General features: G+C 66.8%; 15 protein-coding genes. 4 read left to right on the forward strand and 11 right to left on the reverse strand.

All coding sequences use genetic code 11. The features are described 5' to 3' along the window. Nucleotides 1-34: 34 nt before the first annotated feature. Nucleotides 35-820: a hypothetical protein gene (locus tag AC3WMU_RS01555; protein ID WP_192816735.1), complete on the reverse strand. Its 786-nt coding sequence runs from the start codon at nucleotides 818-820 to the stop codon at nucleotides 35-37. Between the two features lie 116 nt (nucleotides 821-936). Here AC3WMU_RS01555 and AC3WMU_RS01560 point away from each other — a divergent pair, with 116 nt between their 5' ends. Further along, nucleotides 937-2,127, forward strand: coding sequence for a trans-sulfuration enzyme family protein (locus AC3WMU_RS01560; RefSeq protein WP_280029570.1), 1,191 nt, complete (start codon nucleotides 937-939; stop codon nucleotides 2,125-2,127). Here AC3WMU_RS01560 and AC3WMU_RS01565 read toward each other — a convergent pair. Then, on the reverse strand, nucleotides 2,102-2,575 hold the full coding sequence (locus tag AC3WMU_RS01565) for a hypothetical protein (protein ID WP_454677377.1): 474 nt from the start codon (nucleotides 2,573-2,575) through the stop codon (nucleotides 2,102-2,104). The genes AC3WMU_RS01560 and AC3WMU_RS01565 overlap by 26 nt on opposite strands. Nucleotides 2,576-2,772: 197 nt before the next feature. Here AC3WMU_RS01565 and ppk2 point away from each other — a divergent pair, with 197 nt between their 5' ends. Continuing rightward, entirely contained in the window at nucleotides 2,773-3,927 is a 1,155-nt protein-coding gene (gene ppk2, locus AC3WMU_RS01570) for a polyphosphate kinase 2 (protein ID WP_088588934.1), read from the forward strand. Nucleotides 3,928-3,931: 4 nt separating this feature from the next. Here ppk2 and AC3WMU_RS01575 read toward each other — a convergent pair whose 3' ends face one another. The 5 genes from AC3WMU_RS01575 to AC3WMU_RS01595 form a co-directional block, all read right to left on the reverse strand. After that, a complete protein-coding gene (locus AC3WMU_RS01575; RefSeq protein ID WP_006225753.1) occupies nucleotides 3,932-4,285 on the reverse strand; it encodes a DOPA 4,5-dioxygenase family protein in 354 nt (117 codons plus the stop codon). Nucleotides 4,286-4,301: 16 nt separating this feature from the next. After that, nucleotides 4,302-4,661, reverse strand: a complete 360-nt coding sequence (locus AC3WMU_RS01580) for a translation initiation factor Sui1 (RefSeq protein ID WP_006225754.1) — start codon at nucleotides 4,659-4,661, stop codon at nucleotides 4,302-4,304. A 56-nt stretch (nucleotides 4,662-4,717) separates the two neighbouring features. Beyond that, nucleotides 4,718-5,098, reverse strand: coding sequence for an RNA-binding S4 domain-containing protein (locus AC3WMU_RS01585; protein ID WP_088588931.1), 381 nt, complete (start codon nucleotides 5,096-5,098; stop codon nucleotides 4,718-4,720). A 142-nt stretch (nucleotides 5,099-5,240) separates the two neighbouring features. Next, the gene (locus AC3WMU_RS01590) at nucleotides 5,241-6,230 is read right to left on the reverse strand and encodes a tripartite tricarboxylate transporter substrate binding protein (protein WP_492281685.1); all 990 of its coding nucleotides are present in this window, start codon (nucleotides 6,228-6,230) and stop codon (nucleotides 5,241-5,243) included. Continuing rightward, nucleotides 6,227-7,063, reverse strand: coding sequence for an amidohydrolase family protein (locus AC3WMU_RS01595; protein WP_006225757.1), 837 nt, complete (start codon nucleotides 7,061-7,063; stop codon nucleotides 6,227-6,229). The genes AC3WMU_RS01590 and AC3WMU_RS01595 overlap by 4 nt, the downstream gene beginning before the upstream one ends. A gap of 116 nt (nucleotides 7,064-7,179) precedes the next feature. Between AC3WMU_RS01595 and AC3WMU_RS01600 the strand changes: the two genes are divergently transcribed. After that, nucleotides 7,180-8,067 (forward strand): LysR family transcriptional regulator, encoded by an 888-nt coding sequence (locus tag AC3WMU_RS01600; protein ID WP_006225758.1) that lies wholly within the window; start codon nucleotides 7,180-7,182, stop codon nucleotides 8,065-8,067. Nucleotides 8,068-8,199: 132 nt separating this feature from the next. Then, nucleotides 8,200-10,032 (forward strand): ABC transporter ATP-binding protein/permease, encoded by a 1,833-nt coding sequence (locus AC3WMU_RS01605; protein WP_492281686.1) that lies wholly within the window; start codon nucleotides 8,200-8,202, stop codon nucleotides 10,030-10,032. A 40-nt stretch (nucleotides 10,033-10,072) separates the two neighbouring features. On the opposite strand, the gene AC3WMU_RS01610 is transcribed toward AC3WMU_RS01605, so the two are convergent. From AC3WMU_RS01610 to AC3WMU_RS01625, 4 genes are all read right to left on the reverse strand, one after another. After that, on the reverse strand, nucleotides 10,073-10,876 hold the full coding sequence (locus tag AC3WMU_RS01610) for an aspartate dehydrogenase (protein ID WP_492281687.1): 804 nt from the start codon (nucleotides 10,874-10,876) through the stop codon (nucleotides 10,073-10,075). A gap of 107 nt (nucleotides 10,877-10,983) precedes the next feature. Next, nucleotides 10,984-11,919, reverse strand: coding sequence for a BMP family lipoprotein (locus AC3WMU_RS01615; protein WP_492281688.1), 936 nt, complete (start codon nucleotides 11,917-11,919; stop codon nucleotides 10,984-10,986). Next, a complete protein-coding gene (locus tag AC3WMU_RS01620; protein ID WP_427958214.1) occupies nucleotides 11,916-12,893 on the reverse strand; it encodes a Bug family tripartite tricarboxylate transporter substrate binding protein in 978 nt (325 codons plus the stop codon). Before AC3WMU_RS01620 ends, AC3WMU_RS01615 begins: the two co-directional genes overlap by 4 nt. Before the next feature lie 149 nt (nucleotides 12,894-13,042). Further along, on the reverse strand, nucleotides 13,043-14,431 hold the full coding sequence (locus AC3WMU_RS01625) for an amidohydrolase (protein ID WP_492281689.1): 1,389 nt from the start codon (nucleotides 14,429-14,431) through the stop codon (nucleotides 13,043-13,045). Between the last annotated feature and the right edge of the window lie 78 nt (nucleotides 14,432-14,509).

Consider the following 14,509-nt stretch of genomic DNA (forward strand, 5'->3'; position numbering starts at 1 on the left):
CGGGGCGGCGATGCGGGCGGGCGGACAAATCGGATCAGGGCAGCGCCGAGAGGATGCTGGCCAATTGCTGCTTGCCCAGTTGTTCCTGTTCGGCGGACATCTTGCCGATCGCCGCCATGTGCTGGCGGAACCGGTTCAGGTCGTCGTCGCGGTCGAACAGCAGTTCGTCGTGGTCCGCGTACCAGTGCTGGCGGTTGTCGTCCAGCAACGTGATCATCTGGCCGAACTCCTGCAGGATGCGCGTCTCAAGCGTCCAGACCTGCGCAAGGCTGGCGCTGCGCCGCGCCAGCGACGCGTCCAGGCCCGTCAGCATTTTCTGCTTTTCCGGTTCGCGGATCGCCAGCGAACGGATCATCGCGGGCATGTCCTTCAAGACCTGCAGGCTTTGCTGCTGGTATTTCGGCACCAGACGCTCGGCCTGCTCAAGAATCATCCGGCTTTCCACCAGGCCGGTGTCCCGGGCCAGCCGGTGCGCGTCCAGCAGTCGCGGCATGCCGATGTCGTTCAGGTCTTGAAGGTAGGCCTTGTGCTGCGCCAGCCGCTCGCCGGCCACGGTCTTGATGATGCGTTCCAGCTCGCCGTAGAACCCGGTGGCCTTGGGCGTGGGGTCGATGACCGGCAGGGCGTCGGGCACGCCTTCCGGGCTCGTGACCATCAGCTGCAAGGTGTCTGCGACCTTGCGGATTTCGGCCGCGGCCACTTTTTCCTGCTCGCGTTCGCTGGCATTGCGCAGGCCGATCACCACGGCCGACACAAGCACCGCCAGGCCGGCGAACAGCGCAATGCGCAGCCAGCCAGGCCGTGCACGCGGGGATCGCAAAGGCTTGTCCTGGGAAATCATGGCGCACCAGAAATTGGGGACACGGTTTTGAATGTAACGCAGTTTTCCGGCAAGGGCGTGACGCCTTTGCAATATCCGATGACAGGAGTTCAGCTATGTCCGACACCACGCAGCAAGGCTTTGCCACCCGCGCCATCCACCTGGGGTACGACCCTCTGGAGGAACAGGGCGCTTTGTCGCCGCCGTTGTACCTGACGTCCACCTACACTCAGGACAGCATCGAAACCTTCGACCAGATCCGCCTGGGTGAAAAGCAGGGCTATGTCTATGGCCGCACGCGCAACCCCACGCAGGCGCTGCTGGAAGAGCGGCTGGCGTCGCTGGAAGGGGCCGAAGCCGGCGTCGTGACCGCATCCGGCATGGCAGCCATTTCCGCCACCTTGTTTTCGCTGCTGCAAAGCGGCGACGAGATCGTGGTGGACCAGATCGTCTACGGCACCGCGTTCACCTTGTTCACGCAAGGGTTGAGCCGCTTTGGCATCCATGCGGTCTTTGCCGACTTTACGCGGCCCGAGACGGTTGCCGCGGCGATCGGTCCCAAGACACGCGCCATCTATTTCGAAACGCCGGCCAATCCGAACCTGCGCCTGGTCGATATCGCGGCCGTGTCCGCCATCGCGCGCGGCAAGGGCCTGTTGACCATCGTGGATAACACTTTCGCCACGCCGGTGCTGCAACGCCCGCTGGAACATGGCGCCGACATCGTGCTGCATTCCGCCACGAAGTACCTGGGCGGCCACGGCGACCTGTTGGCAGGGGCCGTCGTGGGCCGCAAGGAACATATTGACGCCATCCGTCTGCAAGGGCTGCGCTACTTCACCGGTGCGACCTTGTCGCCGTTCACGGCCTTCCTGGTGCTGCGTGGCATCAAGACGCTGGAACTGCGGGTGCAACGCCATAGCGAATCTGCCTTGAAGGTGGCCAAGCTGCTGCGCGAGCACGGGGCCGTGGCGGACGTGTTCTATCCGGGCCTGGAAGGCACCGCCGGCGCGGAGATCGCGCGGCGCCAGCAGGCGTCGGGCGGCGGCCTGGTGGCTTTCGAGCTCAAGGGCGGGCTCACTGCGGGGCGGACCCTGTTGAACAGCCTGAAACTGGCGCGCATCGCCGTCAGCCTGGGTGACCCGGAAACGCTGATCCAGCATCCCGCGTCGATGACGCACGCCAGCTATTCGGCAGAAGACCGCGAAAAGTACGGATTGTCCGAAGGGCTGCTGCGCCTGTCCGTCGGGCTGGAGACGCCAGAGGACATCCTGGCCGATCTCAAGCAGGGCCTGGATCGGGTGTAGGGAACGGGGCGCAGGTGTCGCGCCGCCACGCGACCCATTCGCCTGCGCCGTCGAAATGACGCAGGCCGCGGGCGGCGATTGCCCGCCCTGCGCGCAGCACGTCCATGTCCAACCCCGGCAGATTGCGCAGCAGGGCGGGCGGCAGGTGGTCGATGTCCAGCACGCGCTCGTCCAGATCCATGCGCATCAGCCCACCGCCGTCGGTAGGCACGCGCACGAACCACAAGCTTTCCATGTAGTCGCCGAACCAGGGGTCGGGATACATCGCTTGCGTGAAGACGAAGCCGAATTCGTGGATGTCGCTCCAGGGCCAGAACTCCTGGATGCCCATCGCGCGCGCCAGTTCGCTTTCGCGGGTGAGGCCGGCGTCATCGAAACGCACGGTCTCGCGCAAGGGATCTTCAGGGGGCGGTGGGCCGTTCAGGAAGCGCTTGAGGCGTGACCACATGGCAGGCAAGGGGGCGGAATCGGAGACAGATGGCGCAGTGTACCGGGCCGGCATTCTGTAAAAAATGTTACAACCTTTGATTCTCGTCAAATCCACGCCTCGGCGCGCACGGTAGGGTTTCGCCTTTGCCTGATGGGGCCGTCGGCGATCGGCCGGCCGGCGTGGGCCAGACGACAAGCGCAGCAAGGACAGGATTCATGACAGACAAGACCCCGCAAGCCGAACAAGCCGTAGCCGCCACGCCGAACAAGCGCGCGGGGGCTGCCGCCAAGCGTACCGCCAGCACCCGCGCCGGCACGGGTTCGCGCCGGGCGCAGCCGACAGCGGCGCCGCCTATTGAACCGGTGGTGCAGGCCCGCAAGCGCGTGGCCGCCCGGGAAGACGCCGCCCGCCAGGAAACCGTGTCGGTGCTGTCCGACATCGCGCGCCGCTACACCGTCGGACCCGAGGCGCAGGCCCACGAAGCCTTGCGTTCCGTCATCGAAGACCTGTCGCCCGACGATGCGCGCGCCGTGCATCGCGCGTTGCTGGATGCCAGCACGCAGGGGCCGAGCAGCCGCCGCAATCCCGACGAGGAACTGGCGACCGATTGGCGCGAGGGCATCTATCCCTATCGCCACCGCATGCTGCGCCGCAATTACGAAAAGCAGAAGTACCAGCTGCAGGTCGAGCTCTTGAAGCTGCAGGCCTGGGTCAAGGCGACCGGCCAGCGGGTGGTGATCCTGTTCGAAGGGCGCGACGCCGCGGGCAAGGGCGGCACCATCAAACGCATGATGGAACACTTGAATCCGCGGGGCGCACGCGTGGTCGCGCTGGAAAAGCCGTCGGACACCGAGCGGGGCCAGTGGTATTTCCAGCGCTATGTGCAGCACCTGCCCACGGCGGGCGAGATCGTGATGTTCGACCGGTCCTGGTACAACCGCGCCGGCGTGGAACGCGTGATGGGCTTTTGCTCGCAGCAGGAGTATCTGGACTTCCTGCGCCAGGTGCCGGACTTCGAACGCCATCTGGTCACGAGCGGCATCCATCTGGTCAAGTTCTGGTTCTCGGTCAGCCAGGAAGAGCAACGCCGCCGCTTCCTGCAACGCAAGGTGCACCCGCTCAAGCAGTGGAAGCTCAGCCCGGTGGATCTAGCCTCGCTGGACAAATGGGACGACTACACGCGCGCCAAGGAAGCGATGTTCGCGCATACCGACACCGCGGACGCGCCGTGGATCGTGGTCAAGTCCGACTGCAAGAAGCGCGCGCGACTTAATGCGATGCGCTATGTGCTGAGCCGCCTGCCGTACGAAGGCAAGAGCGGCGACGCCGGCATGGCGCTGGACCCGCTGATCGTGGGCCGGGCGCTGTAGGCGTTCAGGCGCCCAGGGCCTTCAGGTTCAACGTGTAGCTGCGTCCGATCCACACCGCGCAGTCGCGGTGGTCGCGCAGCGAATCGCCGGTATTGGGATGCATGAAGACATCCAGCGCACCATGGTTCAGGGTCAGCCAGGTCGAGATCTCGGCGAAGTGCGCCGGGGTGAATGCGATCTGGTAGCTCCATTGCGGATGCGGGCCGACGGGGCGCTCATGGAAGCGCCCCATTTCCATCTTGCCGTCGAACTGCGCGATCACACGTTCGCGCAGCGCGAACGCGGCATCACGGCTGGCGCCGTCGAAATACACATGGGCGTGCCAACTGGCGACGCTGCTTACGGCGACATCGTTCATGGTGGTCTCGTCAGGTTCAGCCACCGGCGCGCTTGGCGCGATGGCCGCTTTTTATCAGGGTATCGATGATGCGGTCGCAGTGGTCGCCCTGGACTTCGATCACACCGTCCTTGACCGTTCCGCCCGAGCCGCAAGCGTTGCGCAGCTGCTTGCCCAGCACGCCCAGCGCGATCGGGTCCAGCGCCAACCCCTTGACTACGGTCACGCTCTTGCCGCCACGGCCCTTGGTTTCGCGGGATACGCGGGCCACGCCGTCGCCAGCGGGCACGGGAGAGGGAGCCTTGCATTGGCACTGCGCCAGCGCCTGCCGGCAATCGGGGCACATGCGGCCGCTTTCAGTGGAATAGACCAGGCCGCCGGTTGAGCTGCGTTTCATGATGGACGTTGCGGAAATTCAAGGATATGCGCCGGATTATGCCAGCCCGGCACGCCTTACTTGCCCCGCATCTGGTCGATCAGCCGGCGGTCGCGCTTGGTCGGGCGGCCCGTTTCGATCCCCAGGGCGGGTTCCGGCGCCAGGCGCCGCATCTCGGCCGCGCGCTCGCGCGCCGCGACGCTTTCCGGCGTTTCTTCGTACAACAGGCGGGCGACCGGCGCGGGGCCGCGCACGCCGCTCACCGCAACCACGCGCACCTGCAGCGCCGGGTCTTCCTTGCGGACGGTGACCCGATCACCGGGGGCGACTTCGCGCGAGGGCTTGGCGGCCTGGTCGTTCACGAAGACCCGGCCTTTGCCAATTTCCTGCACCGCCAGGCTGCGCGTCTTGTAGAAGCGGGCGGCCCAAAGCCACTTGTCGAGTCGAATCTTGTCCATCTTGGCTGTCCCTGCGCAATTCTGCTTCAAGCCATGATGATAGCTGCGCCGGCAGGACGCCGCTGCGCGAAAAAAAGCGGCGCCCGACAAGGGCGCCGCAAGACCGGCAATCCGGCAACCGGGCTGGCTGGCCCGGCAGTACTCAATCCAGCTTCAGGTCCGCTTCCTTCACGACGCGCTGCCACTTGGCGATTTCGGCGCGGCGGAAGGTGTCCAGTTCAGCGGGCGTCGAGCCGATCGGCTCGGCGCCGATGCCGGCCAGCTGTTCGGCGATGGCAGGGTCCTTCAACACCTTGGCCAGCGCTTGCGATACCTGGTCAACAATCGCGGGCGGCGTGCCGGCCGGGGCGAAGACGGCATTCCATTCATACGTCTCATAGCCCGGCACGCCGGATTCCGCGACGGTGGGCAGGTCGGGCGCGGTCTTCGAGCGTTCCAGACCGCCGACGGCTATTGCGCGCAGCTTGCCGTTCTTTACGTGCTGCCAGGCCGATCCCATGCTGGCGAACATGACGGGCACCTGGCCGGACATGACGTCGATCATGGCCGGGCCGCCGCCCTTGTAGGCCACATGCTGCAACTGCGTCTTGGCCAACAGGTTGAACAGTTCGCCCGCCAGGTGCTGCGCCGAACCGGGGCCGGCCGACGCGAAATACACGTGGTCCTTGGCGCCGGGCTGGCCCAGCGTGATCAGGTCGGCCACCGTCTTGACCTCGTACGAGGGCGTGACGACCAGCACGTTCGGCACGCGCAGCAGCAACGAGACAGGCGCGAACGCGGTGAGCGTGTCGAACTGCATCTTGGAATGCAGCGCGGGATTCTGCGCGTGGTTCGAGGCGTCCAGCATCAGCGTGTAGCCGTCGGGCTGCGCCTTGGCGACGACCGCGCCGCCGATCATGCCGCCGGCGCCGCCGCGGTTTTCAATGACGACGGGCTGGCCCAGTTCGGCGGCCAGCTTGGGGCCGATCAGGCGGGCTACGACGTCCACGGTGCCGCCGGGCGGATAGGTCACGACCAGCGTGACGGCGCGTTCGGGATAGGCGGCGGATGCCGTGCTTGCGGCGCCGGCCAGCAGGCAGGCGGCAACGAGCAGGCCGCTACCGCGCGCCAGGCGTTTGATCAGGTGGGTCATGGTTTGTCTCCTTGGAATTGGAACAGCTGCAACGGCGTGCCGGCAAGCACGGCGTGCCGTTGCGTGGGGTCGTCGATCCAGGCGTCCAGCCATTGCGTTGCCGTGGGGTAGGACGCCAGGTGGCGGTGTTCGGTATGGGGCCAGTCGCTGCCCCACATCAGGCGGTCCGCGGTGTAGGCGGCCAGCAGTTGCTGCGCGGCCAGCCGGCCGGACGCGGCACAGTCCGCGGCCTGCCAGTTGCGGTAGGGGGCCGACAGCTTGACCCACACGCGGCCGCTGCCGGCCTGTTGCAGCAGGTACAGAAAGCCGGGGTCCGACACGCCGAGTGCCGGGTCGGGCCGGCCGAAATGGTCGACGACCACGCGGCAAGCGGCAGCCAGCAAGGCGGGCAGGATATCCGGCAGGCGAGCCGCCTGGATATGGACTTCGACGTGCCAGCCCAGCGCATTCACGCGAGCCAGCAGGGCCTGCCAGCCAGGGGCGGCAAGCTCGGGCACGGGCAAGCCGATCAGGTTCAGGCGGATGCCCACCACGCCGGCGTCGGCCAGCGCCTGCAATTCGCCGTCGGCGATGCCGGGGGCGACGACCGCCACGCCACGCAGGCGTCCAGAGGCGGCGCGCAGGGCGTCCAGCAGGTAGCGGTTGTCGGTGCCTAGAAAACTGGGTTGCACCAGCACGCCGTGACTGAGCCCGTGCGTATCCAGCAGCGCCAGGTAATCGGCCAGCGTCGCGTCGTAATCGGGCGTGTGGCGGCGCGTGTCGGCAAGCGCCAAGCCTTGCTGGAATACGTGCGCATGGGTGTCGACGGCAGCGCCGGTCGCGAGCGGGGGCAAGGCGGTCTCCTGTTCTGTGCGCAGACGTTGTCCACGCTGTTCTGTAAGGCGGGATTCTAAGAAGTCAGGGTATAGTTTTCTATTGTGGAAAATCGCTTTATATATATCGGATTGATATGGAAACTCGGCACCTGCGTTACTTCCTGGCGGTGGTGGACCACGGCAGTGTTAGCCGCGCATCGGAATGGCTGGGCATCGCCCAGCCTGCCTTGAGCCAGGCGCTCGCCCGCATGGAAAAGGATCTGGGAGTGCGCCTCTTTGAACGGTCGCGCCAGGGCGCCGCACCCACGCCGGCCGCGCTTGCCATCCTGGAAGACGTGCGGACCAGCGTGGCGCGTATCGATGCGGCGGCGCAGCGGGCGCGCGAGATCGGCCGCGGCAGCGCGGGGCAGTTGACGGTGGGGCTGGTGTCATCCGCGCTTTTCGACACCTTGCCGCGCGCGCTGCGCGAAATGCGGCGGCAAGCGCCTGGCGTGCGCGTGATCCTGCGCGAAATGAGCAACGCCGAACAAGCCGAGGCCTTGCAGACGGGCGAGATCGACATCGGCCTGATGCACACGCCGGTCGCCGTGGGCGGGCGCATGCGGGAACGGCAGTTGTTGCGCGACCGGCTGGTGGCCGCGGTGCCCGACGAGTTCGTCGTGGCGGAAGACGGGCAGGTATCAATGGCGCAGATCGCGCAAGCGGGGCTGGTGATGTATCCGCAGGCGCAGTTGCCGGCGTTCTATGCGGGCATCCTGGACGCCATGCGCAAGGGCGGGCACGATGCCCAGGTGGCGCAGGAGGCCAACCGGACGTTGACCGTCCTATCCTGCGTGGCGGGCGGGTGCGGCGTGGCGCTCCTGCCCAGCTGGATCCGCACGATGAATTTCGGCGGCGTGCGTTTTTGCGAAGTGCGCGACGGCCACAGCTTGCCCAGCTTCGACCTGAGCGCGATCTGGCCGGCCCGTTCGGTGCCCACGCTGGCTGATCTTTTCGCCAATCTGGACCTCGGTCCGCGCTGATTTTCGCGCAGCCTTTCACTGCGCGTTCAGCCGCGCTTTCAGAACGCTTAAGCCTGGCTTAAAACGGCATTTTCTTCGGAACCCGGGCCATCCGCCCCGTCTAACCAGAAACGGTTATTCGGGGGCTTGCCCATGGATCTGAACTGGCAGCAGCAATTGACGGAAAGCGCGCTGTGGCTCGTGCGCGCCTTCGGCATCACGGCCATCGCGATGGCCGCGATGGCGATGGTGCTGGCCCGCAGCACCGATTGGGGCCGGAAATTCTGGCGCCTGGCTTGGCCGTACCTGACGCCGCGGCGCAGTTGGCGCCCCTTGCTGACGTTGGCGATGCTGCTGCTTCTGGCGATGGCGGCGGTACGCATGACCGTGTTGTTTTCCTTTTGGTACAACGGCTTCTACAGTGCGCTGCAGGCACTCGACCCCTCCGCGTTCTGGCGCTTTTTGGGCATCTTTTCGGTGCTGGCGTGCGTGCACGTGGTGCGCACCCTGGCCGACAGCTATGCCGGCCAGTCTTTCGACATCCATTGGCGCGTGTGGCTCAACGACCGGCTGACGCGCGACTGGCTGGGTGCGGGCGCCTACTACCGCGGCCATTTCGTCGATGCGCCCGTTGACAACCCCGACCAACGCATCGAGCAGGACATCGCGATGTTCGTCACGGGTTCACGCACGCTGGCCATCGGCGCGTTGAGCGCGATCGTGTCGCTGGTGGCGTTCACGGGCATTCTGTGGGGCCTGTCCGGCCCCTTGTCGGTCGCGGGCGTCGAGATCCCGCGCGCCATGGTGTTTGTGGTCTTCCTGTACGTGACCGTCGCGACCTGGTTCGCCTTCAAGATCGGCCGGCCCTTGATCCAGCTGAATTTCCTGTCCGAACGCTTGACCGCCAACTTCCGCTACGCGCTGGTTCGACTGCGCGAAAACGCCGAGAACGTGGCGTTCTACCAGGGCGAAGCGGCAGAGCGCGCCACGTTGTGGACGCGGTTCACGGCCTATATCGCGAACTTGTGGGCGCGGGTCTACCGGGGCCTGAAGTTCGACGGGTTCAACCTGTCGGTCAGCCAGGTAGCGGTGGTGTTTCCCTTCATCCTGCAGGCTCCGCGGTTCTTCAGCGGCGCGATCAAGCTGGGCGATGTGATGCAGACGTCGCAGGCGTTCGGGCAGGTGCAGGATGCCCTGTCATTCTTTCGTACGTCCTACGATTCCTTTGCGCAATACCGTGCCACGCTGGACCGGCTGAACGGATTCCTGGATGCCAACGAAGCCGCGCGCGCCTTGCCGTCCGTGCAGACCGAGCCGCTGCCCGACGCGATGGAGATCCACGGCGTCACGGTGACGCGGCCGGATGGCAGCACGTTGCTGCACGAACTGAACCTGCAGATGCGCGCGGGGCAGAGCTTGCTGATCAAAGGCCCCTCGGGCAGCGGCAAGACGACGCTGTTGCGCGCCTTGGCCGGGTTGTGGCCCTACGCGCAAGGTCACGTGCGCCGGCCGCAGGGCGCGGCGGCGCTTTTCCTGTCGCAGCGGCCCTATCTGCCGCTGGGCGATCTGCGCGGCGCCGTGGCCTACCCCGGCGAGTCGCAGCCGGAAGACGATGCACGCCTGGCCGAGGCGTTACGCCAAGTCAACCTGGGGCATCTGGCCCTGCGCCTGGATGAAGTCGCGGATTGGTCCCGCATCCTGTCATTGGGCGAACAGCAGCGGGTGGCGTTTGCGCGGGTGCTGTTCAACCGGCCCGCCATCGTGTTTCTGGACGAGGCCACGTCTGCTACCGACGAAGGGCTGGAGTACATGCTGTACAGCTTGCTGCGCAGCGCCTTGCCCGATTGCATGCTGGTCAGCGTGGGCCATCGCAGCACGCTGGACCCGTTCCACACGCATCGGCTGGTGCTGGACGGCGCGGGCAACTGGACGGCGGGGCCGATGGCGCCGCCTGCCGCCGGCAAGCCATTGCGCGCCGCGGCTTGAGGCCACCCGGCCGCGTGGGCCGGGCGCCTCGGGTGGGGCTTTAGGTGCCCACGCGCAGCGGCCCGGTCAGCTTGCGCAGCGCGGCGATCACGCTTTGCGCGGTGATGCGGCCGGTCTTCGGATTGGCCGACGGAATGTTCTGGATCTCCATCGAGAAAGACGCCGAATCCGACACGACTTCAACGCGATGGATATTGCGTTCCAGCGACGGGTCCGCCCAGATTTCCAAGGTGGTGCGGTCCGGCCCAATGCCCGCCAGCGACACGCTGACCGCCACGTTCAGGTTGGCCGGAAAGCCGACGGCGGCCTCGCGCGGCGAACCGCGGAAGATCAGGCGCGGTTCGGTGATGTCCGCGATGTCGATATTGTTGTCGGTCAGGTAAGGCGCGCCCAGCAAGCCGCGCACAGGCTTGCGGGTGATCATCGTGACGGAATGGATCACGCCTTCGGCGGCGGCGGTGATGGCGTCCAGGCCCAGGATGGCGCCCGACGGCACCAGGATCTGGCCGTGGTGCTGGCGTGCCAGTTCGATCAGGTCGTCGTGGCGCAGCAGGGCGCCCGAGCTCAGCACCACCATCTTCTTGCCGCTGCGCAGCACCGGTTCGGCGATATTGCGGAACACAGCGGCCGGCGCGCATTCCACCACCACGTCGCAATGTTCGTGCAGGGCATCGATGGTGGTGAAGGTCGGGGCGGCTTGCGTCCAGGCGAAGGCCGGCGGAGCCTTGGGGTCGCGCACGGCGACGGCGGCGAGGGACAGGCCGGGCAAGCCGGCGTCCAGGGATTGCGCCACGGCTTGGCCGATGGCGCCGAAGCCGGCGATGCCGACGCGGTAGCTGTTCATAAGGGTCCAGAAGAGGGCTGCGGCGGACCGCGGCGGTTCACGGGGCGAGGGCGCCAATTCACACGGCGCTGGGCTGCCGGCCACTGTAGCCACCGTGCCGGCGGGCGTCAATGCGCAAGGAGGGGGCGGACCGGCATCTCGAATTCCACGCCGGCATAGTCGGGCGCGATATCAATGGCGCCTGAGGCCAATTGACCGGCCCAGTCGTCCAGCACACGGCGTTCTTCCGCGCCGACCTTGGCGCCGACCACCAGGCGCAGCGACGCGGCTTCCTCCAGTCCGAAGCGCGTGATCCGGCCAACCGCCAGCGCGCCCACGGCATGGTCGGCAGCGGCGCGCTCCACGCACAGCCCCGAGTCCGCCAGGGCAGATGCCAGGTACACCTGCGGATCGCGGGCCACCCAGTCCAGCACATTGCCGATCTGCCACACGCCGGTTTCGCGGCATACCCGCGTCACGCCGTCGCGGCCGCCATCCATCATGGCGAACAGCACGCGGGCGTCCCGGGCCGACAGTGCGCGCGTCCAGGCCGCGCCCAGTTCCGGGTCGTGCTGGTTGCCGCAGAATGCGGTCAGCGGGTCCTGGCCAGTCACGCGCCGCACGCCATCGGCATAGGCGGCGCGGCCCTTTAACCCCGGCCGCACGCGCTCGCCCGACAGGTGGGCGGCCCGGCCGTTGCTGGTGCGCAAACCGGCCAGCACGCCTGCCAGAAAGGCTGAGTGTTCCTGCAGGATCTCGTATGACGCGACATTGGGGGCGGTGTGATGCCCCTGGGTGATGGCGAATTGCGTGCCCGGAAATCGCGGCGCTACCTCGGCGACGGGCGCGTCGCCCTGGCCGCCATGCACGATGACGAGATCCGGAGCCGTGTCGCACAACTGTGCAATGCGCTCGGCGCGCGTCTTGGCGTCGTTGGCGGCTATCCATTCCCGCTGCAAGGGCAGGCCGGCCTGCGCGGCGCGTTCGGCGCCTTGCACGGCGGCTTCGTTGAATCCGCCACGGCCCGGACGGCCGAACAGCACCAGTATCCGGCGGGCGCTCACAGGCTGGCTCCCGTGGCCCGCACCACCGGCCCCCAGGCCTCGGCCTGAAGACGGACGAAGTCCGTGAATTGGGCGGGCGATTTGCGGGCCAGCACAAAACCTTGCCCTTCAAGCTTCGCGCGGATGTCGGGCGTTTCAAGCACGCGGCCGATTTCCTCGTTCACGCGCTGCGACACCGCATCGGGCAAGCCTGCCGGACCGGACAGGCCGACGAAGTTTTCGGCGATCAGGCCGGGATAACCCAGTTCACCGACGGCGGGGATGTCGGGGGCTTGCGGCACGCGCTGCGCGGTGGTGACGGCCAGCAGGCGCAATTGGCCGGTCCGCAGGAACGGCAGGTTTTGCGGCAGGGCGTCGACGGCAACGCGGATCTGTCCACCCAGCAGGTCGTTGCGCATGGCGCCGGACCCTTTGTAGGGAATGTGCTGCAGGCGTGCGCCCGTCTGTCGGGAATACAGTTCCCCCACGATCTGCCCCACGGAGGCCAGGCCGCCGCTGCCGTACTGCACGGGCTGGTCTTGTGCGCGGATCCACGCGGTCAACTCCGCGAAGGTGGTGACCGGCACCGACGGATGCACGACGAATACGGTGGGCACCGCGCCGACATAGGCGATGTGGTTGAAGCTGGAGAGCGCGTCATAGCCGCCTTGCGGCATCAGCGCGGGCGAGATCGACAAGGGCGCCGAATTCGACATCAGCAGGGTGTAGCCGTCGGCGGGCGCCTGGGCCACCAGGCTGGCGCCGATGGTGGAGCCCGCGCCGGGCTTGTTTTCGATCACGATCGGCTGGCCCAGCCGTTCGGCCAGCACCGGTGCGATGAGGCGTGCGGCGATATCGCTGGCGCCGCCGGGCGGGAACGTGACGACCAGGCGGATGGGACGGTCGGGCCAGACGGCGGCGCGTGCGGCGCGCGGGCGCGCCAAGGGCAGCGCCAATGCGCTGGCAAGCATGAATTTTCGACGGGAGAGCGGCATGGCGGGGCTTCTACATGGCGGCCGCGCGGGCGGCAAAGGGGCGTAATGTAGAAAACCGGGCAACGCCTGACAAAGAATTTGTAGCCGTTTGCTTATGCCCGCCGCGGCAAGCCGCGGCGGGTTCACTTCAAGGGCGCATGGCCCGATCGTCAGCTACCTTTCTGCGCGCGGGCCATGTAGTCGATGGTCAGGTTCGACAAGGCGCGCACGCCGTTCACCAGACCGGACTCATCCACGTAGAAGCGCGGCGAATGGTTGGGGGCGGCCTTCTCCACATCGGTGCCCTTGGGCGTGACGCCAAGGTAAAAGAACATGCCGGGCACCTTTTCCTGGTAGAAGGAAAAGTCTTCCGATGCCGTGGACTTCGGCTGCAGTCCATAGTTGCCTTCGCCCGCCACGCGGCGCAACGTGGAACCCATCTGCTCGGTCAGCGCCGGGTTGTTGACGGTGGCGTTATAGAGTTCGACCACGCGCACGTCGGCGCGGGCGCCGGCGCTTTGCGCGATCATCTCGGCGGTGCGGGCGATGCGTTGATGGATGTCCTTCTTCATGCCTTCGTCATACGTGCGGATGGTGCCCGTCATGGCGACGTTGTCCGGCACGATGTTCATGCGGTTGCCGCCGTGGATGGCGCCCACCGTGATGACGGCCGGCTCCAGCATGCTGTTGATCTGTCGGCTGGGAATGGTCTGCAGGCCCAGGATGATCTGCGAGCTGACGACGATGGGGTCGATGCCCGACCAGGGGCGCGCGCCGTGCGTCTGCTTGCCGGTGACGTCGATCCAGAACTGGTCGGCGGCGGCCATGGCCGGGCCGCTACGCCACGACAGCCAGCCGGCCGGGTAGGCGCTGGACACATGCAGGCCGAAGATGGCATCCACCTTGGGATTGTCCAGCACGCCTTCCTGCACCATCATCTTGGCGCCCCAGATCTTCTTGCCGTCGGGTTCGAAGTCGGCCGGGCTTTCCTCGGCGGGCTGGAAAATGAATTTCACGCTGCCGGGCAACTGGTCTTTCATGCCGGCCAGGACTTCGGCGGTGGCCATCAGGATGGCGGTGTGGGTGTCGTGGCCGCAGGCGTGCATCACGTCCACTTCCTTGCCCAGATAGGTGCCTTTGGCCTTGGAGGCGAACGGCACGTCCACTTGTTCCTTGACGGGCAGGGCGTCCATGTCGGCGCGCAGCGCCACGACCGGGCCGGGCTTGCCGCCCTTGAGCACGGCGACGACGCCCGTGCCTGCCACGCCGGTCTTCACGTCCATGCCCAGCGCGCGCAGATGGTCGGCCACAAGCTTGGCGGTGCGCGTTTCCTGGTTGCCCAGTTCGGGGTGTTGATGGATGTCGCGGCGCCAGGCGATGAGCTTGTCTTCGATCGCTTTCGCACGCTGGTCGATCTGTTCGGACAGGGCGGCGTTGGGCGCTGGAGCCAACGGGCCTTGCGTGCCGGGCGCGCTTTGCGCGGCGGCGGGGCCGGCCATCAGCAGATGGGCGGCAAGCGCCAATGGGGCCAGCCGGAACACTGTCTTGCGGGACTGCATGGTCTTCTCCTCGTGGTTGTTAACCTGTTATTGGGTGAGGATCTTACCCAAGCGCCGCGCGGCCGGCAGCTTTGTTAC

The organism is Achromobacter sp. FW305-C-13, from assembly GCF_058783475.1.

Bases quoted from the DNA above. Each gene is read 5' to 3' on its own strand.
- AC3WMU_RS01560 (WP_280029570.1), top strand. From the start codon at position 937: ATGTCCGACACCACGCAGCAAGGCTTTGCCACCCGCGCCATCCACCTG.
- AC3WMU_RS01565 (WP_454677377.1), bottom strand. From the start codon at position 2,575: ATGTGGTCACGCCTCAAGCGCTTCCTGAACGGCCCACCGCCCCCTGAA.
- ppk2 (WP_088588934.1), top strand. From the start codon at position 2,773: ATGACAGACAAGACCCCGCAAGCCGAACAAGCCGTAGCCGCCACGCCG.
- AC3WMU_RS01575 (WP_006225753.1), bottom strand. From the start codon at position 4,285: ATGAACGATGTCGCCGTAAGCAGCGTCGCCAGTTGGCACGCCCATGTG.
- AC3WMU_RS01580 (WP_006225754.1), bottom strand. From the start codon at position 4,661: ATGAAACGCAGCTCAACCGGCGGCCTGGTCTATTCCACTGAAAGCGGC.
- AC3WMU_RS01585 (WP_088588931.1), bottom strand. From the start codon at position 5,098: ATGGACAAGATTCGACTCGACAAGTGGCTTTGGGCCGCCCGCTTCTAC.
- AC3WMU_RS01590 (WP_492281685.1), bottom strand. From the start codon at position 6,230: ATGACCCACCTGATCAAACGCCTGGCGCGCGGTAGCGGCCTGCTCGTT.
- AC3WMU_RS01600 (WP_006225758.1), top strand. From the start codon at position 7,180: ATGGAAACTCGGCACCTGCGTTACTTCCTGGCGGTGGTGGACCACGGC.
- AC3WMU_RS01605 (WP_492281686.1), top strand. From the start codon at position 8,200: ATGGATCTGAACTGGCAGCAGCAATTGACGGAAAGCGCGCTGTGGCTC.
- AC3WMU_RS01610 (WP_492281687.1), bottom strand. From the start codon at position 10,876: ATGAACAGCTACCGCGTCGGCATCGCCGGCTTCGGCGCCATCGGCCAA.
- AC3WMU_RS01620 (WP_427958214.1), bottom strand. From the start codon at position 12,893: ATGCCGCTCTCCCGTCGAAAATTCATGCTTGCCAGCGCATTGGCGCTG.
- AC3WMU_RS01625 (WP_492281689.1), bottom strand. From the start codon at position 14,431: ATGCAGTCCCGCAAGACAGTGTTCCGGCTGGCCCCATTGGCGCTTGCC.